Source organism: Burkholderia sp. Ap-955, from assembly GCF_011753045.1.
GTDB lineage: Bacteria > Pseudomonadota > Gammaproteobacteria > Burkholderiales > Burkholderiaceae > Burkholderia > Burkholderia lata_D.
This window is the reverse complement of record NZ_VWWH01000015.1, coordinates 23,998-46,830: the sequence shown is the minus strand read 5'-3', so window position 1 is coordinate 46,830 and position 22,833 is coordinate 23,998. Positions and strand designations below refer to the sequence as shown.

20 protein-coding genes are annotated in these 22,833 nt (G+C 66.3%); 13 read left to right on the top strand and 7 right to left on the bottom strand.

Annotated elements, in window-relative coordinates; all coding sequences use genetic code 11:
* Positions 1-63: 63 nt before the first annotated feature.
* The gene (locus tag F3J15_RS11530; protein ID WP_231937802.1) at positions 64-363 is read left to right on the top strand and encodes a RebB family R body protein; all 300 of its coding nucleotides are present in this window, start codon (positions 64-66) and stop codon (positions 361-363) included.
* Positions 364-444: 81 nt separating this feature from the next.
* Here F3J15_RS11530 and F3J15_RS11525 read toward each other — a convergent pair whose 3' ends face one another.
* On the bottom strand, positions 445-1,275 hold the full coding sequence (locus tag F3J15_RS11525) for a Crp/Fnr family transcriptional regulator (RefSeq protein WP_240158991.1): 831 nt from the start codon (positions 1,273-1,275) through the stop codon (positions 445-447).
* A 252-nt stretch (positions 1,276-1,527) separates the two neighbouring features.
* Here F3J15_RS11525 and F3J15_RS11520 point away from each other — a divergent pair, with 252 nt between their 5' ends.
* From F3J15_RS11520 to F3J15_RS11490, 7 genes are all read left to right on the top strand, one after another.
* The gene (locus F3J15_RS11520; RefSeq protein ID WP_069249456.1) at positions 1,528-2,085 is read left to right on the top strand and encodes a sigma-70 family RNA polymerase sigma factor; all 558 of its coding nucleotides are present in this window, start codon (positions 1,528-1,530) and stop codon (positions 2,083-2,085) included.
* Between the two features lie 114 nt (positions 2,086-2,199).
* Complete coding sequence (locus F3J15_RS11515) at positions 2,200-2,505, top strand: RebB family R body protein (RefSeq protein ID WP_166890921.1); 306 nt, start codon at positions 2,200-2,202, stop codon at positions 2,503-2,505.
* A gap of 35 nt (positions 2,506-2,540) precedes the next feature.
* Entirely contained in the window at positions 2,541-3,152 is a 612-nt protein-coding gene (locus tag F3J15_RS11510; protein WP_240158988.1) for a hypothetical protein, read from the top strand.
* A gap of 301 nt (positions 3,153-3,453) precedes the next feature.
* On the top strand, positions 3,454-3,900 hold the full coding sequence (locus F3J15_RS11505) for a hypothetical protein (protein WP_166890919.1): 447 nt from the start codon (positions 3,454-3,456) through the stop codon (positions 3,898-3,900).
* Between the two features lie 809 nt (positions 3,901-4,709).
* Positions 4,710-6,338, top strand: coding sequence for a tyrosinase family protein (locus F3J15_RS11500; RefSeq protein WP_166890916.1), 1,629 nt, complete (start codon positions 4,710-4,712; stop codon positions 6,336-6,338).
* 87 nt (positions 6,339-6,425) lie between these two features.
* Positions 6,426-6,857 carry a hypothetical protein gene (locus tag F3J15_RS11495; RefSeq protein ID WP_089449420.1) on the top strand — a complete coding sequence of 144 codons (432 nt, stop codon included), beginning with the start codon at positions 6,426-6,428 and terminating at the stop codon, positions 6,855-6,857.
* Between the two features lie 6 nt (positions 6,858-6,863).
* Complete coding sequence (locus tag F3J15_RS11490) at positions 6,864-7,628, top strand: hypothetical protein (protein WP_166890913.1); 765 nt, start codon at positions 6,864-6,866, stop codon at positions 7,626-7,628.
* Positions 7,629-8,095: 467 nt separating this feature from the next.
* On the opposite strand, the gene F3J15_RS11485 is transcribed toward F3J15_RS11490, so the two are convergent.
* Positions 8,096-8,389, bottom strand: a complete 294-nt coding sequence (locus F3J15_RS11485) for a hypothetical protein (RefSeq protein WP_166890910.1) — start codon at positions 8,387-8,389, stop codon at positions 8,096-8,098.
* Between the two features lie 311 nt (positions 8,390-8,700).
* Here F3J15_RS11485 and F3J15_RS11480 point away from each other — a divergent pair, with 311 nt between their 5' ends.
* The 4 genes from F3J15_RS11480 to argE all read left to right on the top strand — a co-directional run bounded on the left by F3J15_RS11480 (position 8,701) and on the right by argE (position 12,414).
* Positions 8,701-10,059, top strand: coding sequence for an NAD(P)/FAD-dependent oxidoreductase (locus tag F3J15_RS11480; protein ID WP_166890907.1), 1,359 nt, complete (start codon positions 8,701-8,703; stop codon positions 10,057-10,059).
* Between the two features lie 75 nt (positions 10,060-10,134).
* Positions 10,135-10,572, top strand: a complete 438-nt coding sequence (locus F3J15_RS11475; protein ID WP_069249465.1) for a RidA family protein — start codon at positions 10,135-10,137, stop codon at positions 10,570-10,572.
* Positions 10,573-10,580: 8 nt separating this feature from the next.
* Positions 10,581-11,258: a DUF1028 domain-containing protein gene (locus tag F3J15_RS11470; RefSeq protein WP_069249466.1), complete on the top strand. Its 678-nt coding sequence runs from the start codon at positions 10,581-10,583 to the stop codon at positions 11,256-11,258.
* Entirely contained in the window at positions 11,251-12,414 is a 1,164-nt protein-coding gene (argE, locus tag F3J15_RS11465; RefSeq protein ID WP_166890904.1) for an acetylornithine deacetylase, read from the top strand. The genes F3J15_RS11470 and argE overlap by 8 nt, the downstream gene beginning before the upstream one ends.
* Positions 12,415-12,494: 80 nt before the next feature.
* On the opposite strand, the gene F3J15_RS11460 is transcribed toward argE, so the two are convergent.
* Complete coding sequence (locus F3J15_RS11460) at positions 12,495-13,418, bottom strand: LysR substrate-binding domain-containing protein (RefSeq protein WP_069249468.1); 924 nt, start codon at positions 13,416-13,418, stop codon at positions 12,495-12,497.
* 394 nt (positions 13,419-13,812) lie between these two features.
* Here F3J15_RS11460 and F3J15_RS11455 point away from each other — a divergent pair, with 394 nt between their 5' ends.
* Positions 13,813-15,234 carry a cytosine permease gene (locus F3J15_RS11455; RefSeq protein ID WP_166890901.1) on the top strand — a complete coding sequence of 474 codons (1,422 nt, stop codon included), beginning with the start codon at positions 13,813-13,815 and terminating at the stop codon, positions 15,232-15,234.
* 108 nt (positions 15,235-15,342) lie between these two features.
* On the opposite strand, the gene F3J15_RS11450 is transcribed toward F3J15_RS11455, so the two are convergent.
* From F3J15_RS11450 to F3J15_RS11435, 4 genes are all read right to left on the bottom strand, one after another.
* On the bottom strand, positions 15,343-17,622 hold the full coding sequence (locus F3J15_RS11450; RefSeq protein ID WP_166890897.1) for an FdhF/YdeP family oxidoreductase: 2,280 nt from the start codon (positions 17,620-17,622) through the stop codon (positions 15,343-15,345).
* Positions 17,623-17,747: 125 nt separating this feature from the next.
* Complete coding sequence (locus tag F3J15_RS11445; RefSeq protein ID WP_166890894.1) at positions 17,748-20,594, bottom strand: AAA family ATPase; 2,847 nt, start codon at positions 20,592-20,594, stop codon at positions 17,748-17,750.
* Positions 20,595-21,214: 620 nt separating this feature from the next.
* A complete protein-coding gene (locus tag F3J15_RS11440) occupies positions 21,215-21,484 on the bottom strand; it encodes a hypothetical protein (protein ID WP_089487205.1) in 270 nt (89 codons plus the stop codon).
* Positions 21,485-21,588: 104 nt separating this feature from the next.
* Positions 21,589-22,404: a family 1 encapsulin nanocompartment shell protein gene (locus F3J15_RS11435; protein WP_069249473.1), complete on the bottom strand. Its 816-nt coding sequence runs from the start codon at positions 22,402-22,404 to the stop codon at positions 21,589-21,591.
* Positions 22,405-22,833: the final 429 nt, after the last annotated feature.

Here is a 22,833-nt window from a genome sequence, read left to right as displayed (position 1 = left end):
TGACTGCACCGCAGCGGCGAGCCAACCAGGAGCAACGACATGCCGGAACAGGTTTCCGCCGCGGTGACCGATGCGGTCACGCAAGCCAACGTCAAGGTGGTGGGCGAGGCGCCCGCCGTGGCCTTGGGCACGCTCATGCAATCGAACAGCCATGCATCTGCGATCCTGCTGCACAACGCGGTGCAGATGCAGGCGAACCAGGCGATGTCCAATCTCGCCGCGACGACCGTCGGCGTCATGCAGCTCTATGCCGGCTCGCCGGCCGCCGCCGCCGGCGCCGCGCGGTCGGCGAACGACAGCTTTGCATCGCAGCTGGCCGCCGTCGCGCAGTTGATGAACGCGATCGGCCACTGGCGCGGCTGATTCTCTCCGCGCGCCGCCCGACGCGGCGCCCGCGATTCCCTCGCGCCGCGGCACCGCACGATGCGCGTGCGTGCCCGGCCGTCAATTGGCGTCGACGATGGTCCGGAGCTGCTCCGGCTTCTTGATCGTCACGCCGTGTTCGTGAAGCCGGATCAGCCCGTCGCGCTGCATCTTCTGCAGGCTGCTGTTCAGTCGCGGCCGGCTGACGTTGAGCATCGCTGCGAGCACGCTCTGGTTCTCCGGCAGCGGCACCTCGAGATCATTCCCTTGCATGCGGTTCAGCAGATGGCGCGCGAGCCTGGCATCGAGCCGGTACAGGCATGCCGACTCGACGAAGTCGCTCAGCTGGTGGATATGCCGGCACAGCTGCTCGTGGATGCGCCCCATGAATTCCGGGTTGGCCAGCAGCGGTGCGAAGTACTGGCGATGCAGCAGCGAAATGCGGCAGTCGGCGCTCAACTGGGCGGTGAAGGGGCGCCGGTGCGCGCGAATCAGCGTGTTCTCGCCGATGAGCTCGCCCGGCATCGAGTGGCCGAGAATGATCTCGCGCCCCCCGGGTTCGTGCAGCGTCTTGTAGACGTGTCCGCGGTGCACGAAGGCGACGAAGTCTCCCGGATCACCCTTGAAGAACAACAGGCGATTGCCGTGTTCGGGCCACGGTGTGACATGCCGCTCGATATGCGCGATCAGGCTTTCCGGGAGGTCGGTGAGTATCGGTATATTGCGCAGCGTTTGAGCATTAGCAAGGGCAGGCATGTTTTCCGCGCGAGGTTGTTTGACGATACGGCCACCTAGCGAAAAACGCTGCCTTCGGCATGACGTGAAAAATGAATGATGAAAGGTTCGAGATAATCGGCAAGCAATCCGGACAGGGCGGTATTTTGGCGGTAACGGCGCCTGGTCGATCGACATGGGGAGCTGCGTGCGGGCGCATGAATCCTTCGCGGCGGCCGTCGTTCTGTTTCATCGCAATGCCGTTATTCAGGCCCGGCGACGCACCTGAAACAACGGATCGGGCCATGCCGGAGAATTGAAATTTCCGTTCATAATAATCAAGAAAATTTACCGAACCCGATTATCGTTATAACGGTGTTACACGGGTAACAGCGCCCTTCGCGGTGTCGAATCGATTCTGTGTTTTCCATAAAAACGGGAAGGCACGGGATGACAACCTCGAACCAGCACGCTGCGCCGACGCCCGAGTCTCCGGCGCAGCAACTCGATCGCACGTGGCGGGAAATGCAGGGGAAATTGCGGCGCCGTGCTCGCCTGTTGTGCAAGGGCGATATTCACCGCGCCGACGAACTGCTTTCCGATACCGCACTCAAGGTCCACATTTACCTGCAGCGCTCGCCCGAGCGCGTTCAGAACCTGGCCGGCTTTCTCTTTCTGGTGCTGAACCACGCATTCCTCGATGGCGCACGGCGCCGGCTGCGCGAAAGCGGCATGCTCGAATTCGACCCGGGCTGGGACGACGATCACACCGTCGAGCTGGCCGGCCACGCGCCGTCGGTGGAGCAGCAAATGCTGTTTCGACAGCAGTTGCTGCGCCTCCAGCAGGCGCTGTCCACGCTGCCCCCTCAGCAGCAGATGCTGTTCACGCTCAAGTTCGAGGAGGACCGGCCCTATCTGCACATCGCGGCGACACTCGGGATCAACGAGCCGCTTGCCCGGAAGCGGGTCGAGTTGCTGCGCAAGAAGTTGCGCGAGGAACTCGCGTGAACGCGTTCACGAACGCGGGCGCGCAGCGTTCCTAACGGCATGTGCGGCGTCGCTGGCCTGCCGGCCCGTCCGTTCCTTCAATCGCATGCCGGAGCCGGGTTCCGAGGAGGCCTCGTGGCAGACAAAGTCAATGAGCAGATTACCGACGCGGTGACGCAGACCAACGTCAACGTCGTCGCGGGATCCCCGGCCCAGGCGCTGGGCACGCTTTACCAGATGTTCAGCCAGGCCGTCGGCATCTCGGCGCAGAACATGACGCAGCAGCAGGCCGCGCTGAACCAGATTTCGAACGCCGTCGTGTCGAAGGCGGTGGCCATGATCCTGTCCGTCGAAGCATCGCCGAAGGGCGGATCGGGCGGTGGGTCCGGCGGCATGCCGCAGGTTCCGGCGGCCGGGCCGCAGACGGGCCCCACGCATTAGGATGCGATGACTCTCGGGATACCTGAATCATGAACATGAAAGGTCTTTTGGGCGGACGCGGTGACGGCACGGCGCAGACGCCGGACGATGTCGCGGACACCGCAGCCGAAGCCGAAGCCACGACGCCGGCCGATGTCGCGCCGCACGCCGCGACACCGAAAGCCGGCGCGCGCGCGTGGCCGGTGAACCGGCTGCGCCGCTTGACCGATGCACTGAAGGCACCGGACCAGGTCGCGAATCCGGCCGGGTCCGGCGGCTCGGCGCTGCAGACCGTGCAGGCGATCAACGCGGAGGCGGCGTCCTATGCGACGACGCAGATTGCCGTCGGCCCGAACATGATGATCACGCAGGCGGGCGGCATGGTCGCGCAGGCGGCGGCGAACTACTTCGAGGCGACGACGTCGCTGGCGATCGCGGGCAAGAGCGTGCTGATGAAGGACCTGGCGCAGAAGACCGTCGACGAGAACGTGCGCGGCATGGCGATGGATGCGGTGGGCCTGCTGTTGACCGATCTGTTCGTGGCGACCGCGGCGATCGTCGCGGGTGCCGCGGAAGCGATCGAAGGGGAGGCCGCCAGTGTCGCACTCGACAGGATCGACGAAAGCCTGCAGAAGTACCAGGCGCTGCTGGACAAGAAGGGCGCGTAGGGTGCGCCGACGATGCAGCCGCGGGCTGCGCTTGCAGCGTCGACGACGACCACCGCCGGCTCGCAAGGGCAGGCATTGAATCGATGCAGGCGTGATCGTCCGCGTGGCGTGGAGGATCGCGCCGAGGCGGAACGTCGTGAGCCATTGCTTTGCGCACGCCCACCGACGCAGCATCAATCGACACGACCCGCCGGGCCGTCAGGCTCGATGCGGGATGTGAGCGGCGGGACCGACACACGTTCGCTTTCCCGGACACGTCGCGGCCCGCTACCGGCAGTCCTGTCAGTCAAGTGAGGAACCCATGTCCTACATCATTCACAACGTACACGGTCCCGCGCCGCTCGCGGTTGGCGAGCGCACCTGGGGCGATGCGACGGAAATCGATTTCGGTGCGATGACGAGCTGCATCGCGCTCGTCGAGCAGGCACCGGCTCAGCCCACGCAGGTGCGCGGCATCCACCTGTCGATCGTCAGCGCCGACGGCACGCGGGTCTACGATCCGGCGGCGAACGTGGCCGGCCAGGTCGAGACGATCATGCAGCAGAGCGGCGATCTGCGTGCATGCCTCGGCCGCATCGACCTCTGGCAAGCCAGCCAGACGCAAGAACTGCAGGATTTCTTCGTCGGGTTGATGCAGAGCCTCGACATGCTCAATTGGGTGCAGGTGCCGGACGGCAACCTGCGGGTGCGGATCCACGGTGGCGTGATGCAGTATCAGCACGGCAACGGGGCATGGACCAACGTGTAGCCGGCACGATTCGTTGAAGCCGGTGCCCGCTGTGCGGGCGGGCGCCGGGTCGAACGGCTGGGATGCCACCCGCTCGGGATCTCGTCGTTCAGATGTCGCGATGCAGTCTTCCTTGCCCTCCGCGAGTTTTCACCGGTTCCCGCGACGTGGACCGCATTCACCGGAGACGTGGGTTTGCAGCACCGTCACGCAGCTCGACTCACGACGCTCTCCCGGCCAGAAACGATTACATCCGGCAAGGACCTGCCGACGATCGTAAGGTAGCCGTCGGCCGATTGCATTAATAAACTCCGCTGCGCACATGTGATTATCTGGCGCCGGTTTTTACGATATCGTCGCAAATGCGCAAGATTATTCATGAAAATAAAACGAGCCAATGGCTGCTTCCGCATTCGCATTTTTTTAATAATTCAGGCTGCCTTGTCCTTGCTAAAAACAGTGGCATCTGCTTTATTTACTCATACCAAATCAGGATAAAACGCTACGGGGTATCTCGGCCACTTCGCCAGGCATGCGTGCCTGGCGAATCGGCATCGATTCACCACGGCATCCCTACGATCTGAAGGCGCAGCCCCTTGTCAGGGGCCGTGCTGTGCCTGTTGCGCGTGTCCACGCCACCCATGGAGGCGATCCGGTGACCACGCGGGCCCGCCTATGGTCCGCCGGTTAATGCTTTCAAAATGCCAAACGCTATTTAAATAAAACGAATTCAATTGAACGCGAGTTTGAGTGATTTATGAATTACCTGCTTACGTTCAAAACCTGGCGGTCAAACCGTAACGCTATCCACGAAGGGGACTGGGCACATCATGAATAACGCACCTGGGGTCAGAGTTCGTCCGTCGATCGAATCGTTGCAAGCCGAATATCGGAAAGGCAACAAAAAGCCGCTGGAAGACGTGATGCGCGCGTGGAAAGGCATCAAGGCGTTGCCGCCCGACGATCCGAACTCGTTCTTCATGATCGGCGGCTTCCACGGCGAGCCGTTCCGCGGCGCCGGCTGGGGTTCGGCGTCTTACTGGGGCGGTTACTGCAACCACGGCAACGTGCTGTTCCCCACCTGGCACCGCGCTTACCTGCTGCGGCTGGAACAGGCGCTGCAGAGCATCCCCGGTTGCGAGGAGGTGATGCTGCCGTTCTGGGACGAAACCAGCGAAGAGTCGCTGACGAAAGGCATTCCGTGGGCGCTGACCGACCCGCATTTCGAGCTCGACGGCGAAAAGATTCCGAACCCGCTGGCGTCCTTCGCGTTCAACCGGGCGATCACCGACAACATCAACGGCGACAATCCGAACTACAGCAAGCCGCTGCCCTACGTCACGGTTCGCTACCCGTTGTCGGGGCTCGTGGGGACCGACAAGGACCGGGCCGCCACCGAGAAGCACAACGCCAAGTTCCCCCACGCCAAGGAGAACGTCGTCATTCTGAACCGCAACATCGTGGACTGGCTCACGTCGTACATCGTCGTGAAGGGCGACGTGGTGCCGACCAACGTGAAGAGCAAGTTCGAGCAGTGCCTGGATGCGCCGAACTACACGGTGTTTTCCAACACGTCGTCCGCGGCCCAGTGGAACGAGAATCTTCCGGACGGCGCGATTCCCGTGGTCCCGCTCGAGTCGCCGCACAACGACATTCACCTTGCCGTCGGCGGGTTCGACGTGCCGCACGGCCCGAACAAGGGCGATTTCTCGCCGATTCCCGGTGCCAACGGCGACATGGGCGAAAACGACACGGCGGGCCTCGACCCGATCTTCTATTTCCACCACTGCTTCATCGATCGCGTGTTCTGGCTGTGGCAGAAGCGGCATGGCTTCACGCAGCACCTCGACGTCATCGCCGAGTATCCGGGCACCAACTCCGTCGATGCGCAGGGGCCGACGCCGGGCATCGTCCCCAACTCGTGGCTCACGCTCGACACGCCGCTCGATCCGTTCAAGAAGAGCGAGAACGGCAAGGAGCGCGCCTACACGTCGCTCGACTGCATCAACATCGAGGAACAGCTCGGCTACACGTACGGCCCCGGTTCGCTGGAAGACCTGCCGAAACGCTCGCTCGCGGCGTCGACCGTGCCGGCCGGCAACAGCAGCAAGGTCGTGCGCGTCTCCGGGCTGAATCGTGCGCCGATTGCCGGGTCGTTCCTCGTGTCCGCGTACATCAACGTGGACGGCCAACGGCAACTGCTCGGTTCGGAGGCCGTGCTGAGCCGCTGGAGCGTGCAGTCCTGCGCGAACTGCCAGACGCACCTCGAAGTGAAGGCGTTCTTCCCGCTCAATCACTTCGCCGAAAGCGCGGTGCAGGATGCGCAGTACGACGTCGAAATCCATACGCGCGAGGGCGTACGCCTTCAGACGCAACCCGCGTCACCGCCCGCTTCGCAAGCCGCCGCCGGCGCGGCGCCGCAACCCGTACGGAAACTGTTCCGGCTCGAGGTCCGGTAGCGGCGGCGCGTGACGAACCGGCGCCGTTGCCCGGCGCCGGTTCACCTCGGGACTTCGACAACGCGGACATGACGGGGAGACGCGGGCATGAGCTACACACCCGAAACCGGCAGCCTGGTGGGGCTGTGGACCTATCGCAGTTTCCTGAACGATCCCGACCCGGCCACCGCATTCAACGACCTTGAATTCGGCCTCGGCACGATCGAGATCGCGCACGCGCCGGCGGGCATTTTCAAGGGGCGCATTTTCGGACCGGGGTGGGAGCTGCAGCTCAACGGCTGGATTACCTACGGGAATCCGGGCACGGTGCGATTCCAGGGGCGCGGCGTGGTCAGCGGCGAGGAATGGGTCTACGACTATGTCGGGTACGTGAGCGCGCCCTGGCCCAACGGCATCGATCAGCGCCCGGCGCTGACCGGTTCGATCGTCCGAACGGTGCCGCATGCGAGCGGCAACGGCGGCGTCGCCCCGGCCGGGGTGGTGTGCTCGTGGTACGCGGTCATGAGAGATCCCGCCTGAACCATCATGACTACGCCGACTGCACCGCCGGCTGACCCGGCCAGGCGTCCGGCGACGGTGATGGACGCGATTCGCGCATGCGTCGGGATCGGGCCTGCGCGAACGGCTGTTATTTCGCGATCCGAACGGGTGGGCGGCGCGATGGCATTCGCACTCCTCGGCTACCTGGCTTGCGACTTGCCGACCCGGCTGCACGGTGCCCCTTCCAGCTGGATATGGAACGGCGTCGGCGCAATGGTTTGCGGCATCGCCGGCTATTCGATGAAAGGCGGAGCGTCCGGCGGGTGCGCGCGCAGGGCGATGCTCCAGTGCATGGCGGCCATCTGCGCGGGATTGACGCTCGATGCGATACGGTCGCCCGTCGAAGCCATTCTCGACATCTGCGGTGGAACGCTCGATGCCGGCGCGATGTGGAACACGCTCGTGCTGCATCTCCAATGGTTCCCGATGTCGATGCTGGCCATGCTGGCGCTGTTGATCCGGCGCGAGGCCGATCGCAAGGACCGGCGCCGAAGCGGCACGGTACGCGCGCTGGTTCGGGCTCCGGCTCGGGTCGCGCTTGAATTTGCGGCGATGTTGCTCGTCATGGCGCTCGGCATGACCGCGATCAGGGCATCGGCGTTCGCTGCCGGGCTGCGTTGGGATACGAGCGGCGTGGCAGTGTCGATGATCGCCAGCATGCTGGCGTTCTACGCATTGAGCGATCGGGCGGCGCGCGCAGGGCGGGCGTTGAATGGTCGATTACGAAATAAAAACAGCCATATTACTTAGGATGACAAAAAAGCAGGAGATTGTATTCGACGAAACATGATCGTGGCGTGAGTCGATTGCAATAACGAGACCACGCGTTCGGCGACAAGCGAATGGCGCGCAACGGTATCGGCCGGTATGCGCGTGGCGACTGCTTGCCCGCGAATCGCCGCGTTGGACGTCGGGTCGTGCGCGCAGTGGCGTTCGCGCCGGCGCCGGGCAACGAGCATGCACCGGCAGCGAGTACACGGCTACTTTCGATGTGACGGCGTGGAAGGTCGCAGGGATGCAGTTGATCAGGCGATCATGCAACTGAGCAATTGCAAAAATGGCGCGGCCATCTCTTGTCAGACGAGGCCGCGTTCAAGCTGATCTGGAAAAGTGTACTGGCGCGGTTTCCGCTCATTTACCGGAGCGCTTTGGCATCCGAATCCGGGTTTTAACCCGCGTCACACGGAAGTTGCGCGTACGCCAGGAGGCGGTCGTCACTATTCACGATGCTCGCCCTCATGCTCGTGCTCATGCTCGCGCCACGGATCACGATCGCGCGGATGACGATGCCTCCACTCGTCGCGCTCCCAGTAGCGATGGCCGTCCCAGTAGCGGTCTCCGTGCACGCCGATCTCGACCGATACACCGGCCCCCGGGGCGGGCGCTCGCTCTTCGACCCTCGGTGGCGGTGCGCCGTAGCCTTGCGCGAAGGCCGTGCTGGTCGCGGCGAGTGCGCCGCCTGCCACGAGGGTCGCCAGAATTCGACGCGTTGCAATTGTCAGGGGTTTCATCGAGCCGTCCTCCATTGAATGCCGACCACGACTGACGCGCATGATTCGTTCCCGTATGGCGCGGCAGATGCCCCCCGCTCACCATTTCGACCCTGCCGCCGCGTCACCTCGCGGCCGGTGCCGACCCGGTGTCGGACCGCATGATGTCTCCATCTGGAGGCGTCACTGATCCCCCAGCTTTTTTCTCGTCAACAACGACAAAAAACATCATTTCGCCCACGCCTGGCTGTCAGCAGAATGTCTCCATTCCCACTCGCGCGACGACACGGGCATACGAGCCTCGCAGCGAGCCGCACCTCAAGGAGACAGCCGTGGCAGTCGAAACAACCTCAATCGATACGCTCATCGTCGGCGCCGGCCAGGCCGGCGTGGCCATGAGCGAGCACCTGGGCAAGCTGGGCGTACCGCATCTCGTGCTGGAGCGCAGCCGCATCGCCGAGCGCTGGCGCACCGGGCGCTGGGATTCGCTGGTCGCGAACGGCCCCGCATGGCATGACCGTTTTCCAAGCCTCGAATTCGACGGCCTCGATCCCGATGCGTTTGCAACGAAAGACCAGGTCGCCGACTACTTCGAAGCGTATGCGCGCAAGTTCAACGCGCCGATCCGTACCGGCGTCGAGGTGAAGCAGGTCGTGCGCAATGCCGGCAAGCCGGGTTTCATCGTCGAGACGTCCGACGGCACGATCGAGGCGAACCGCGTGGTCGTTGCGACCGGGCCGTTCCAGCGCCCGGTGATTCCGCCGATCGCGCCGGACGATGCGCGCCTCGTGCAGATTCATTCCGCCGACTATCGCAACCCGGAGCAGCTTCCGGAAGGTGCGGTGCTGGTGGTCGGCGCGGGGGCGTCGGGCGTGCAGATCGCCGACGAGCTGCAACGCGCGGGCCGGCAGGTGTACCTGTCGGTCGGCCCGCACGATCGGCCGCCGCGTGCGTATCGCGGCCGGGATTTCTGCTGGTGGCTCGGCGTGCTCGGCGAATGGGACAAGGAAGTCGCGACGCCCGGCCGCGAACACGTGACGATCGCGGTGAGCGGCGCGCGCGGCGGCCATACGGTGGATTTCCGCAAGCTCGCGAACCAGGGCGTGACACTCGTCGGGCTGACGAAGTCGTTCGACGGCGGCGTGGCCGTGTTCGAACGCGATCTGGCGATCAATCTCGCACGCGGCGACGAAAACTACCTGTCGCTGCTCGACGCGGCCGACGCCTATGCGGCGCGCAACGGCCTCGACCTGCCGGAAGAGCCGGAAGCCCGCCGCATCCTGCCGAACCCCGACTGCGTCGCGCATCCGATCCTCACGCTCGACCTTGCCGGCGCGGGCGTCACGTCGATCATCTGGGCGACCGGCTACGCGGTCGACTACGGCTGGCTGAAGGTCGACGCGTTCGCCGACAACGGCAAGCCGCAGCACCAGCGCGGCGTGTCGAAGGAGCCGGGCATCTATTTCCTCGGGCTGCCGTGGCTGTCGCGGCGCGGCTCCAGCTTCATCTGGGGTGTGTGGCACGACGCGCGGCACATCGCCGATCACATCGCGATCCAGCGCACCTACCTCGACTACCACGACGCAGCGCAGCGTCGCTCGACTTCGCACGCGGAGCAGGACGGCGCCGCGCCGCACGCCGACGCGCAGCCGCACGACGATACGCAGCCGCTCGCCGACGCGGTGAACTGACCGAACCCATGCCGCTTGCCGCACCGCGTCTGCGGCCGGTGCGGCGGCGTGCCCCCTGACGACTGAAGGATTCCGATGAGCCAACCCACCCATACCCGTATCCGCATGTTCAACACGAAGGATACCTACCCGAACCAGACGCTCGACAACGACCTGTGCCAGGCCGTGCGGGCCGGCAACACCGTCTACGTGCGCGGCCAGGTCGGCACCGATTTCGACGGCAGACTGATCGGCCTCGGCGATCCGCGCGCGCAGGCCGAGCAGGCGATGAAGAACGTCAAGCAGCTGCTGGAGGAAGCCGGCAGCGACCTCACGCACATCGTGAAGACGACGACCTACCTGATCGACCCGCGCTATCGCGAACCCGTGTACCAGGAAGTCGGCAAGTGGCTGAAGGGCGTGTATCCGATCTCGACGGGGCTCGTCGTGTCCGCGCTCGGCCAGCCGCAGTGGCTGATGGAGATCGACGTGATCGCCGTGATCCCGGACAACTGGCAGCCGAACCGCGCGTAGGAGGCGACATGACTTTCTCCATCGTCGGGCGCTGCCCGGAGACGGGCCAGCTCGGGATCGCGATCAGCTCGTCGAGCATCGCGGTGGGCGCGCGCTGCCCGTGGGTGCGCGCGGGCGTCGGCGCCGTCGCGACGCAGAACATCACGCTGCCGGCGCTTGGGCCCCAGATCCTCGACCTGATCGAGCACGAGCAGCTCGCGCCCGCCGCGGCGCTCGACCGCGCGCTCAGCGCGAACGGCTGGAGCCAGTACCGGCAGGTCACGGTGATCGACGGGCAGGGGCAGACGGCGTGCTTCACCGGCAAGGAAGCGCTCGGCACGCATCACGCGGTGCAGGGCGACCAATGCGTGGCGGCCGGCAACCTGCTGGCCGCGCCGGCCGTGATCGACGCGATGGCGCGCGCCTTCGAACAGGCGCCCGGCCTGCTCGCCGATCGGCTGCTGGCCGCGATGCACGCGGCGATGGCCGCCGGCGGCGAAGCAGGGCCGGTGCATTCGGCCGCGCTGAAGGTGGCCGGCGACGTGACCTGGCCGATCGTCGACCTGCGTGTCGACTGGGCCGACGCCGATCCGATCGGGCAGCTCGATGCGCTGTGGCACGCGTATCGGCCGCAGATGCAGGATTACCAGACGCGCGCGCTGAACCCTACCGCCGCGCCGAGCTACGGAGTGCCGGGCGATGAATGACACGTCGAGCCGCGCACTGTTGGAACGGCTGGTCGGTTTCGCGACGGTCAGCCGCGAGTCGAACCTCGAGATGATCGGTTTCATCCGCGACTATCTCGCGGGCTTCGGCGTCGAGAGCGAACTGTTCTACAACGCGGAGCGCACGAAGGCGAGCCTGTACGCGACGATCGGGCCGCGCGATCGCGGCGGCATCGCGCTGTCGGGCCATACCGACGTGGTGCCGGTCGACGGGCAGGCGTGGACGGTCGAGCCGTTCCGGCTGACCGAGCGCGACGGCCGCCTGTACGGCCGAGGCACGGCCGACATGAAGGGCTTCATCGCGTCGGTGCTCGCGGCCGTGCCGGCGTTCGTGGCCCGGCCGCTGAGCGTGCCCGTGCATCTCGCGTTCTCGTACGACGAGGAAGTCGGCTGCCTCGGCGTGCGGCCGATGCTCGACGCACTGGCCGCGCGCGAGCATCGGCCGCGCCTGTGCCTGATCGGCGAGCCGACCGAACTGAAACCGGTGCTCGGTCACAAGGGCAAGCTCGCGATGCGCTGCCACGTGAAAGGCGCCGCATGCCACTCGGCGTACGCGCCGTCGGGCGTCAACGCGATCGACTATGCGGCGAAGCTGATCGGTCGGCTCGGCGAGATCGGCGCGGCGCTCGCGCGGCCGGAGCGACACGACGAACGATTCGATCCGCCGTTCTCGACCGTGCAGACGGGGCTGATCAAGGGCGGTCGCGCGCTGAACATCGTGCCGGCCGAATGCGAGTTCGATTTCGAGGTGCGGGCGCTGCCGGATTTCGATGCGCACGACGTGCCGAGGACGCTGCAGGACTATGCGAAATCCGAACTGTTGCCGAGAATGCGCGCGGTGCAGGCCGATACCGACATTCAGCTGCAGCCGCTGGGCGCCTATCCGGGGCTGGCGACCGCGCCCGACAGCGAGGCCGCGCGCCTGCTCGCGATGCTGAGCGGCTCCGATGCCTTCGGCACGGTGGCGTTCGGCACCGAGGGCGGTCTGTTCGGGCAGGCCGGCATTACGACCGTGGTGTGCGGGCCCGGCAGCATGGACCAGGGGCACAAGCCCGACGAGTTCGTCACGCTCGACCAGCTCCACGGCTGCGACGCGATGCTGGGGCGGCTGGCCGCCCATCTCGCCACGGCCGCCTGACGCGGCGCGCCTTACCGACACGACCGACCCGCACGCACCGCCTCCCGCGGCGCGTGCGTTTTCGTGTTCCTTCCGGTTCCTTATCGCGCCGCTTCCGCGACGATCTGCGCGAGCCGCTCGCGGCAGAAATCGACAAACGACTGCGCCTGCTTCGTAAGTTGCCCGCGCTTCAGCCGTGCGCTCACGAGCCCGGACGGGCTCACCGTTTCGCTGAGGCCGATCGTCACGACGCGCTGGCCGTCGTACGTGTATTCGGAATGCGGGCGCGTGACGAGCAGCGAGAAGCCGAACCCCTGGCCGACCATCCCGCGCACCATCTCGATCGACGGCGACCCGAACACGATGTTCGGCGTGAGCCCGAGTTCGTGAAAGAGGCTGACGAAATACGTGCGGCTCGGCTGCACGTCGAGCAGGATCATCGGTTCGACGCAGAGGTCGCGCAGCGATACGTGCGTCTGGCCCGCGAACCGGTGGTTCTCCGGCAGCAGCACGTACGGCTGCTGCGGCGGCATCAGCGGTTCGGTCTCGATCGTGCCGTCGAGATCGTGGTCGTACATCAGCGCGAGATCGAACGTGCCCGACGTCAGGCCCTGCACGAGTTCCTGCTGGTCGCCGTCGCGCAGCCGGATGTTCACGCCCGGGTAGCGCTCGCGAAAGCCCGCGATCAGTTGCGGCAGATAGAGCGGTGCGACCGTCTCGAAGCAGCCGATGTCGATCTGCCCGGTGATCACGTCGTTGTCGGCCAGCGCGTTCTGTTCGAATTCGTGCGCGATGCGCAGCAGCTCCTGCGCTTTCCGGTAGAAGCGCGTGCCGCTCGGCGTCAGCGACACGCCCTGCGCGTGATGGCGGATGAACAGCTTCACGCCGAAGCTTTCCTCCAGCCCCTTGATCGCGCTGGAGATCGACGGCTGCGCGATGAAGAGCTGGCGCGACGCCTCGGCAACACTGCCGGATTCCACCGTCGTCACGAAGTATTTCAGTTGCCGCAAAGTGTAGTGAGCCACAAGCACCTCTGATGCACGGCCCCGGCGTGCCGCCGCGGGCGCAATCTGTCCATGGTTTGCCTAGCACCTTACCTGAAAGCCTCCCGGTGCCGAAATGTCCGCTGCAGAGCTTTTTCGTATGTCGCGGAAATATTTTTAGTATTTTCCGGTCGCGCAGGTCGTGGCGCACCATCGTCTCCAACCTGGATCAAGAAGCAAACGAAGCGGCCGCGCACGCACCGGCGGGACCGGTCATCCGTCCCCGCACGCGCATCGTCCGTTTCGTTCGACCCCGCCGCGCGTGCACGCGGCGCGTCGTCGCTCGCGTATCCGGACCCGATTGCAGGCGCGACCCCCAACGCGCGCCGGCTGACACGGCAAGCGCGCATCGCCGCGCAGGACAGGAGACATCACCATGACGAACGTGGACCGCAACGCGTCCCCGATGATAGAGAAACACACGATCGGCTACGTGCCGCCCGCGGAGCGCCACGGCAAGGTGCGCGACCTGTTCACGCTCTGGTTCGGCGGCAACATCGCGCCGCTGCCGATCGTGACCGGCGCGCTCGGCGTGCAGCTCTTCCACCTGAACCTGATGTGGGGCATCGTCGCGATCGTCGTCGGCCAGGCGGTCGGCGGCGTGCTGATGGCGCTGCATTCGGCGCAGGGGCCGCAGATGGGCATCCCGCAGATGATCCAGAGCCGCGCGCAGTTCGGTTCGTGGGGCGCGCTGCTCGTGACCGTGATCGCGGCCGTGATGTACGTCGGCTTCTTCGCGTCGAACATCGTGCTGGCCGGCAAGTCGGTGCACGGCATCGCGTCGTCGGTGCCGGTGCCCGTCGGCATCGTGATCGGCGCGGTGGGCTCGGGGCTGATCGGGATCGTCGGCTACCGGTTCATCCACATCCTGAACCGGATCGGCACGTGGGTGCTCGGCATCGGCATCCTGGTCGGCTTCTGGATGATCCTCACGCACGTGACGACCGACGATTTCCTGACGCGCGGCGGCTTCAACTTCGCCGGATGGCTCGCGACGGTGTCGCTGTCGGCGTTGTGGCAGATCGCGTTCGCACCGTACGTGTCGGACTATTCGCGCTATCTGCCGGAAAACGTCGGCGTGGCGTCGACGTTCTGGGCGACCTATCTCGGCTGCACGATCGGCTCGACGCTGGCGTTCATCTTCGGCGCGGTCGCGGTGCTCGCGGTGCCGGCCGGCGTGGACGCGATGGATGCGGTCAAGCAGGCAACGGGCCCGCTCGGCCCGCTGATGCTCGTGCTGTTCCTGCTGAGCGTGATCAGCCACAACGCGCTGAACCTGTACGGCGCGGTGCTCGCGGTGATCACGTCGGTGCAGACGTTCGCGTACCAGTGGATTCCGACCGCGAAGGCGCGCGCGGTGGTGTCGGTCGTGATCTTCGTCGCCTGCTGCTACGCGGCGATCGGCGCGTCGACGAACTTCGTCGGCAACCTCGTGGATCTCGTGCTCGCGCTGCTCGTCGTGCTGGTGCCGTGGACGGCGATCAACCTGATCGACTTCTACGTGATCCACAAGGGCAAGTACGACATCAAGTCGATCTTCATGGTCGACGGCGGGATCTATGGCCGCTTCAACCCGCAGGCGCTGCTCGCGTATGCGATCGGCATCCTCGTGCAGATTCCGTTCATGAACACGCCGATGTATGCGGGCCCGATTCCCGCGCATCTCGGTGGCGCGGACCTGTCGTGGCTCGTGGGGCTCGTGCTGACGTCGCCGCTGTACTACTGGCTCGCGACGCGCGACAGTGCGTATCGGCGCCGGCAGACGGGCGCGACGATGCCGCCGACGGCGGCGCGGTAACGACGGGGAAGGAAGGGGGCCATCGCGTCCGTCGAGACACGGTGGCCCGTAGAGGAGGTCGGGCCGGCTCGCGGTAGCATGTGCGCCGCGAGCCGGCCCGTCAGTCGGTCAGACCACCGCCGAGCGCGCGACGCGCACCGGCACCGACTTGTACGACGGCGTGCCGCTTTCCTTGTCGATGTAGTCGAGCGGCACGAGCACGTTCGCTTCCGGGTAATACGCGCCGACCGACCCCGGCGCGATGTCGTACTCGATCGCGGTGATCTTCTCGAGACGCAGCGCCCGGCCCGATGCGGTGACCGTCTCGATGTCGACGAGGTCGCCGTGTTCGAGCCCGTACTTCGCGAGGTCGGCAGGGTTCATGAACAGCACGTCGCGCCGGCCGAACACGCCGCGATAGCGGTCGTCGAGCCCGTAGATCGTCGTGTTGTACTGGTCGTGGCTGCGCAGCGTGATCAGCCGCAGCACCTGCTCGGCGCCGAGCACGTCGGCGTCCTCCTTCACGCCCTTGTAGACCGAGAACATCGCCTTGCCGGTCGGCGTCGGCCACACGCGCTCGGTGGGCGGCAGCGGCAGGCGGAAGCCGCCCGGCGTGCGGATGCGCTCGTTGAACGCCTCGAAGCCGGACACCGTTTTGTCGATCAGGTCGCGGATGCGGTCGTAGTCGGCGACCAGGTCGAGCCACGCGACCTTGCTGGCCGGCAGCGTCGCATGCGCGATGCCCGCGACGATCGCCGGCTCCGAGCGCAACTGGTCGGACGCCGGCTTGAGCTTGCCGGCCGACGCGTGAACCATCGACATCGAATCCTCGACGGTGATCGACTGCCGGCCGGTGGCCTGCATGTCAAGCTCGGTGCGGCCGAGCACCGGCAGGACGAAGGTTTCCTTCGCGACCAGCAGGTGCGAGCGGTTCAGCTTGGTGCCGAGATGCACGCTCAGGTCGAGCTTCGCCATCGCCGGGAACGACTGCTCCGGATCGGGCAGCGCGACCGCGAAGTTACCGCCGAGGCACAGCAGCGCCTTCGCGGTGCCGTCGATCATCGCCTGCATTGCCTGCACGGCGTCATGCCCGTGATGCGCGGGCGGCGTGAAGCCGCACACGTCCTCGATCTTCTTCAGGAACTCGGCCGACGGCTTCTCGGTGATGCCGACCGTGCGGTTGCCCTGCACGTTCGAGTGGCCGCGCAGCGGGCACACGCCGGCGCCGGGCTTGCCGATGTTGCCGCGCATCAGCAGCAGGTCGGCGATCAGGCGCACGGTTGCGGTGCCCTTGTTGTGCTGCGTGACGCCCATCCCGTACGTGACGATCGTCGCGTTCGACTTCGCATACGCGAGCGCGACCTGTTCGAGCTGCGCCTGGCTGAGCCCGCTCGCGCGCTCGATGTCGTCCCACGACGTGGCTTCGAGGTCGGCCGAGAACGCGTCGAAGCCGTTGGTGTGCTGTGCGATGAAGTCGCGGTCGAGCACGTCGCCGCGCTCGGCTTCGAGCTGCAGCAGCGCCTTCATGATGCCCTTCAGCGCGGCCGCGTCGCCGCCGGCGTCGACCTGGTAGTACGTCGATGCGATCCGCGTCGAGCCGAACGACGCCATCTCGATCATGTCCTGCGGATCCGCGAAGCGTTCGAGCGCGCGTTCGCGCAGCGGGTTGAACACGATGATCGGCACGTTGCGGCGCGAGCACTCGTGCAGCGTGCCCATCATCCGCGGGTGGTTCGTGCCGGGGTTGTGGCCGATCGAGATGATCAGCTCGCAGTGGTCGAAATCCTCCAGCGATACGGTGCCCTTGCCGATGCCGATCGACTGCGGCAGGCCGACGCTGGTCGGCTCGTGGCACATGTTCGAGCAGTCGGGGAAGTTGTTGGTGCCGAGCTCGCGCGCGAACAGCTGGTACAGGAACGCGGCTTCGTTCGACGCGCGGCCGGACGTATAGAACTCGACCTGGTCGGGCGGCAGCGCGCGCAGCACTTCGCCGATGCGTGCGAACGCGTTGTCCCATTCGATCGCGCGGAACGTGTCGGTCGCGCGATCGTAGACGAGCGGATGCGTGAGCCGGCCCATGTTCTCCAGCTCGTAGTCCGACATGCGCAGCAGCGACGACACGGTGTTCGCCGCGAAGAACTCGGGCGTCACGCGCTTGGTCGTCGCTTCCCACGTGACGGCCTTCGCGCCGTTCTCGCAGAACTGGAACGTCGATTTGTGTTCCTTGTCGGGCCACGCACAGCCGGGGCAGTCGAAGCCGTCGGGCTGGTTGGTCCGCATCAGCACGATCGGCGCCTCGATGGTTTCCATTTGCGTGCGCACCGCATCGGCTGTCGCGCGAAGCGCGCCCCAACCACCGGCGGGCCCGTCGTACTTCCTGATGCCTGGCACTTCGCGTCGATTTGTCATGTGAATCTCCATCTGCCGTTCCCGGTGCGGGCGGCTCGGTTTGCGCCGTGTCGCGGCGTGGGGCGGCTCCGTCCGGTGGACGGAGCCGGTCATGCATGCCCCGTGCGTGCGGGGCAGGCGGGTTTTCAGTGCGCGTCCTTCTTCGCGCCCGACGACTTCTTGCCGGACGCCTTCGCGGCGGGCGCGGGCGGCGGTGCATCGGCGGGCGTGTCGCCCGTCTTCGCATCGTCGGTGGCCTTGGCCGCCTTGCCGTTCGATTTCGCCTTGCCGTCGGCGTCCTTCTTCGCGTCCTTGGTCTCCTTCGCTTCAGGCGCCGCGAGCTTGGTGAACTTCACTTCGTCGCTGGCCTTGTCGTAGTCGACTTCACACCGGTCGCCCGACTTCAGCCGGTCGGCGAGGATCTCCTTCGCGAGCCGGGTCTCGATGGTCTGGCGGATCTGGCGCTTCAGCTCGCGTGCGCCGAACTCCGGCTGGTAGCCGGCTTCGGTCAGGTGCTCGACGAGCGAATTGCCCATCACGAGCGTGATGTCCTGCGCGGCGGCCGTGCGCACCACGCGGTCGAGCTGGATCTGCACGATCGCGCGGATGTTCTCCTTCGACAGCGCGTGGAAGACGATCACCTCGTCGATCCGGTTCAGGAACTCGGGCCGGAAATGCCCCTTCAGCACCTGCATCAGTTCCTCGCGGATCGCCTTGTCGGTCTTGCGCGCGGCTTCCGGTTGCGTGAGGTTGTCCATGATGATCGCGGCGCCGAGGTTGCTCGTCGCGATGATGATCGTGTTGCTGAAGTCGACCACGCGGCCCTTGCCGTCGGTCAGGCGGCCGTCGTCGAACACCTGCAGCAGCACGTTGTAGACGTCCGGATGCGCCTTCTCGATCTCGTCGAGCAGGATCACGCTGTACGGGCGGCGCCGCACGCGCTCGGTGAGCTGGCCGCCTTCGTCGTAGCCGACGTAGCCGGGCGGCGCGCCAATCAGCCGCGCAACGGCATGCCGCTCCATGTACTCGGACATGTCGATGCGGATGATCGCCTGCTCGTCGCCGAACACGGTCTCGGCCAGTGCCTTCGCGAGTTCGGTCTTGCCGACGCCCGTCGGCCCGAGGAACAGGAACGTCGCGATCGGCCGGTGCGTCTGGCCGAGCCCCGCGCGCGACAGCCGCACGGCATCGCTGACGGCCACTACCGCGTCGCTCTGGCCGACCACGCGCTCGCGCAGCTGCTCTTCCATCTTCAGCAGCTTCTGGCGCTCTTCCTGCGTGAGTTCGGAAACCGGGATGCCGGTCAGCCGCGACACGACCTCGGCCACCGATTCGACGGTGACCTCGAGCGTCTCGGAGCCGGTCTTGCGCTGCCACGCCTCCATCTTCTCGTCGACGGCTTTCTGCTTCTCGTTGATCTGCTCCTCGAACTGCTTCGCTTCGTCGAAGCGCTTGCGCGACGTGGCGTAGTCCTGCTCGCGCTTCAGTTGCGCGATCTGCGCTTCGCCTTCCTGGATGTCGACCGGGCGCGACGTCGCGCCGATCCGCACGCGTGCGGCGGCCTGGTCGATCAGGTCGATCGCCTTGTCGGGCAGGAAGCGCGACGTGATGTAGCGATCGGCGAACTCCGCGGCCGCGACGAACGCGTCGTCGGCGAACGTCACCTGGTGGTGCGCCTCGAGGCTGTCGCGCAGCCCGCGCAGGATCACGATCGTCTGCTCGACGCTCGGCTCCGGCACGAACACCGGCTGGAAGCGCCGTTCGAGCGCGGCATCTTTCTCGATGTACTTCTGGTATTCGTTGAGCGTCGTCGCGCCGATCAGGCTCAGCTCGCCGCGCGCGAGCGCGGGTTTCAGCACGTTCGCGATGTCGAGGCCGCCTTCGCCGCCGCCCTGGCCGGCCCCGACGATCGTGTGCAGCTCGTCGATGAACAGGATCAGTTCGTCCTGCTTCGCAGTGACTTCGTCGATCAGCTGCTTCGCGCGCTCCTCGAACTCGCCGCGATACTTCGCGCCGGCCACCATCGAGTTGATGTTGACTTCGACGAGCCGCTTGTCGCGCAGCACCTCGGGCACGTCGCCGTTGACGATCCGCTGCGCGAGCCCTTCGACGATCGCCGTCTTGCCGACGCCCGGCTCGCCGATCAGCACCGGGTTGTTCTTCTTGCGGCGCGCGAGCACCTCGATCGTGCTCTCGATTTCCTGCGCGCGGCCGAGCACCGGGTCGAGCTTGCCCTGGCGCGCGATCGCGGTGAGGTCGCGGCCGAACTTGTCGAGGTTCGGCGTGCCGGTCGGCGCATCGACGCGGCCGTCCTCGGCGCCTTTGCCGACCACCTTCACGACTTTCTGGCGCAGCGCCTCGGGCGTCACGCCGTATTTCTTCAGCAGCGTGCCGGCGACGCTGTCCGGCACCGACGCGAGCCCGATCAGCAGGTGCTCGGGGCCGATGTACGAGTGGCCGAGATCGCGCGACGCCTGGAACGCGTACTGCACGGCCTTCTTCACGCGCGGCGAGATCGACAGCTTGTCGAGCGGCGCATCGGGAGCGGCCGTGCCGGTGTGCGCATGCGCGTCGATGTACGACTTGATGTCTTCCGGCGACAGCTTCAGTTCCTTCAGCAGCGCGGCGCACACGTCGGTGTCCGCGAGCGCGTACAGCAGGTGTTCGGAATCGAGCTCGCTGCGGCGCAGCTCGTGCGCCTTCTCGGCCGCGCGCTGCAGCAGCTCCAGCGTCTGCTCGCTGAACGCGTCGGTCGGGTCGACCGATTCGCGCGGAATCTCGGCGGCGAGCGGCGCGTCGTCGTCGAGCCCGCCGAACAGCGACGACGAGCCGCCGCCCAGCAGCGAATCGAACGGGTTCAGCATGCTCTGATGCCGCATCAGCTGACGGAAGTGGTAATCGCAGATCGAGATCGTCTTGCGCTCGCCGTCCTGCATCACGGTTGCGCGCGCGACGGCCGGCCGGGCGTGGCAGATATCGCAAAGTGCGGGCATGGTGGTCTGGCTCCTGTCGGTGAAAGTGGGTCGAAGGGTGAAGTCCCGATGCGGTGCGGCGCTTGGCGCTTCCGACCGCGAACGCACGACACGCGGCACGGCGGCGCGCGGGCGGCACCGGTGCTGTCACGCGGCGCGCGTCGGCGTCGTGCACGGTCGCGGTCAGGGCGGCAAGCGTGCGTGCCGGGAGGAGCCCACGGCATCGCTTCGACTGCGTTCAAAATAGCGAATCGGCGGAGGCTATCCAAGGCACAGTTCTGCACCGGCCCGGCCGTGAATTGCACCCTCGCATGCACTCGCGCACGGGTGGCGAGGAGTACAGACGGGCGGGCGCACGGCGCCACGGGCGTGCGCGGCGTGCGCAGCGTGTGGTGACAGGAAGCGGAAGCGGGCGGAACGCGAACGGATCGCGGTGCGACATCGGCGCGCAGGGCGCCGGTTATCGGGGGATGAAAGGCCGCGCGGATGGAGAGGCGCGACGCAAGCGCCGCAGGGGGCGCGTGCCGCGAGCGGTCAAGCGCCGCCACACACGCACCGCAGACGATGCGTGTGGGGCGGCCACAGGCGAGGGCAGGTTGCACGGTCCGGGCCGGACACGTCGCAACCGTGGCGTGCCGCGGTCAGTCCGGGAGGGTCATCGCGAGCCGCTGTCGGGCGATCCGCTTCACGTCCGTTGAAAGTGCCGCATCCGCCAGGCCATTGGCCCAGACGGAGAACGAATCCTCGATCAGGTTGCGCGTGTCGGGCGGCAACTCCGCCAGGACCAGCGACAAGACGGTGAACAGCACGGCGGTGTCGCCGGCCTGGCTGCTCGCGTTCGCGTCGACCGCCTGCTTCAGGTGGTCGACCGACGCCTGCAGCGCCTGCAATGCTTCATTCGACTCGCTCATCACACACTCCATGCAAGATGGGTTTGATCGGCGACGAATAGGCGGCCGGCGGTGCGGCCGCTCGCGCGCGACACCCGGTGGGCACCGCGCGCAGGCAACCGCGGTCAGGCCGCCGTGGTGCCCTGCGGCGCCACGGCCACCGATGCTTCGCTCGTGAGCATCAGGAACGTGAACGTTTCGCGCAGGTACAGGCGGACGACCTTGTCGGTATGACTCGTGTAGCCGATCGATACGTCTTCCCCGAGGTGCAGCTCGTAATCGCCGCCGCGCGTGGACAGCACGCAGCCGCCGCTGATCGCCGGCGCCCAGATGATCTCGCCGCTGACGATCCGCTTGATATGGCCAAGGACCGGATAGCCCTGGTCGCGCGCTTCGCTGAGCGCCGTGTACGCATCCGAGCCGAGCACGACCGAGTACGGGCCATCGACGCCGGCAAGCCGCAATGCCTCGAGCGCGTCGCTGATCGCGTCGGGGTAGGCGGCGACGTCCGCCGGCAGTGTGAGCTTGCGGTTCGACGTGCCTTCGCGGATGCCGAGAATGCCGGCGGCCGGGTAGCCGTCGAAAATCGCGCCGTCTTCGGCGAACGCGAGCCGCTGCGCGGCGTCCTTCGCCGGTTGCCAGTCGGCATCGCGCGCGCCGCGCTCGACGCTGTCGATCGCATCGCGGCTCAACTCGAACGGCACCGTCAGCTCGACGATCGTGCGGACTTCGCGCAGCCGCGCATTCACCAGCTCGCGCGGGGCGGCGACGTCGACGAGGTGCCCGGTGCCGACGGCCGACAGCTCGGGGCCTTCGGGGCCTTCGACGTCGACAACGCGGCGGCCGGCCACCGATCGTTTGAACGTGCGTGCCACTTCCTCCTCGATTTGCTCCCAGGCGGAGGACGAGATCGGGGCGAGTTCGCGGTGCAGGTTGTTCATGGGTTCTGGTTGCCTCACGTCAGCGAAAACACTTCATGGTTGGCCGATCGGCTGACGGACTGCGCCTGAGCCCGGCAAGCCGATCGCGGACGAAAATGCATATTAGCAGGCTCTATTGACACCGCTGCAGCACAAATCGAAGCGACACCCTGCTGCGGCGCAACTGTTCTGCAATTCACGTGAGGGGAGAGGGTGTGCGCGGGTGCGGAACGCCGCGACCGTCGCTCGGGCCGCGCTCGATGGTGCGCCGAACCATTTCCGGTCGCGGGCCCATCGCGTGTCGTGCATTCTTACTAACATTCATCCGGCAGGGTTTCCGGACGCCGGGGCTCGGCGGCGTTCCGTTGCCCGGACCGACCCCTGACGAATCATAGGCGCAGTCTATTGAAGCTTCACAACGAGTGGAGGTCGTTCATGGCACGCCAACCC

Coding starts and splice junctions, on each gene's coding strand:
- F3J15_RS11525 (WP_240158991.1), bottom strand. CDS start 1,275: ATGTCGATCGACCAGGCGCCGTTACCGCCAAAATACCGCCCTGTCCGG.
- F3J15_RS11520 (WP_069249456.1), top strand. CDS start 1,528: ATGACAACCTCGAACCAGCACGCTGCGCCGACGCCCGAGTCTCCGGCG.
- F3J15_RS11510 (WP_240158988.1), top strand. CDS start 2,541: ATGAAAGGTCTTTTGGGCGGACGCGGTGACGGCACGGCGCAGACGCCG.
- F3J15_RS11505 (WP_166890919.1), top strand. CDS start 3,454: ATGTCCTACATCATTCACAACGTACACGGTCCCGCGCCGCTCGCGGTT.
- F3J15_RS11500 (WP_166890916.1), top strand. CDS start 4,710: ATGAATAACGCACCTGGGGTCAGAGTTCGTCCGTCGATCGAATCGTTG.
- F3J15_RS11495 (WP_089449420.1), top strand. CDS start 6,426: ATGAGCTACACACCCGAAACCGGCAGCCTGGTGGGGCTGTGGACCTAT.
- F3J15_RS11490 (WP_166890913.1), top strand. CDS start 6,864: ATGACTACGCCGACTGCACCGCCGGCTGACCCGGCCAGGCGTCCGGCG.
- F3J15_RS11485 (WP_166890910.1), bottom strand. CDS start 8,389: ATGAAACCCCTGACAATTGCAACGCGTCGAATTCTGGCGACCCTCGTG.
- F3J15_RS11475 (WP_069249465.1), top strand. CDS start 10,135: ATGAGCCAACCCACCCATACCCGTATCCGCATGTTCAACACGAAGGAT.
- F3J15_RS11470 (WP_069249466.1), top strand. CDS start 10,581: ATGACTTTCTCCATCGTCGGGCGCTGCCCGGAGACGGGCCAGCTCGGG.
- argE (WP_166890904.1), top strand. CDS start 11,251: ATGAATGACACGTCGAGCCGCGCACTGTTGGAACGGCTGGTCGGTTTC.
- F3J15_RS11455 (WP_166890901.1), top strand. CDS start 13,813: ATGACGAACGTGGACCGCAACGCGTCCCCGATGATAGAGAAACACACG.
- F3J15_RS11450 (WP_166890897.1), bottom strand. CDS start 17,622: ATGACAAATCGACGCGAAGTGCCAGGCATCAGGAAGTACGACGGGCCC.
- F3J15_RS11445 (WP_166890894.1), bottom strand. CDS start 20,594: ATGCCCGCACTTTGCGATATCTGCCACGCCCGGCCGGCCGTCGCGCGC.
- F3J15_RS11440 (WP_089487205.1), bottom strand. CDS start 21,484: ATGAGCGAGTCGAATGAAGCATTGCAGGCGCTGCAGGCGTCGGTCGAC.
- F3J15_RS11435 (WP_069249473.1), bottom strand. CDS start 22,404: ATGAACAACCTGCACCGCGAACTCGCCCCGATCTCGTCCTCCGCCTGG.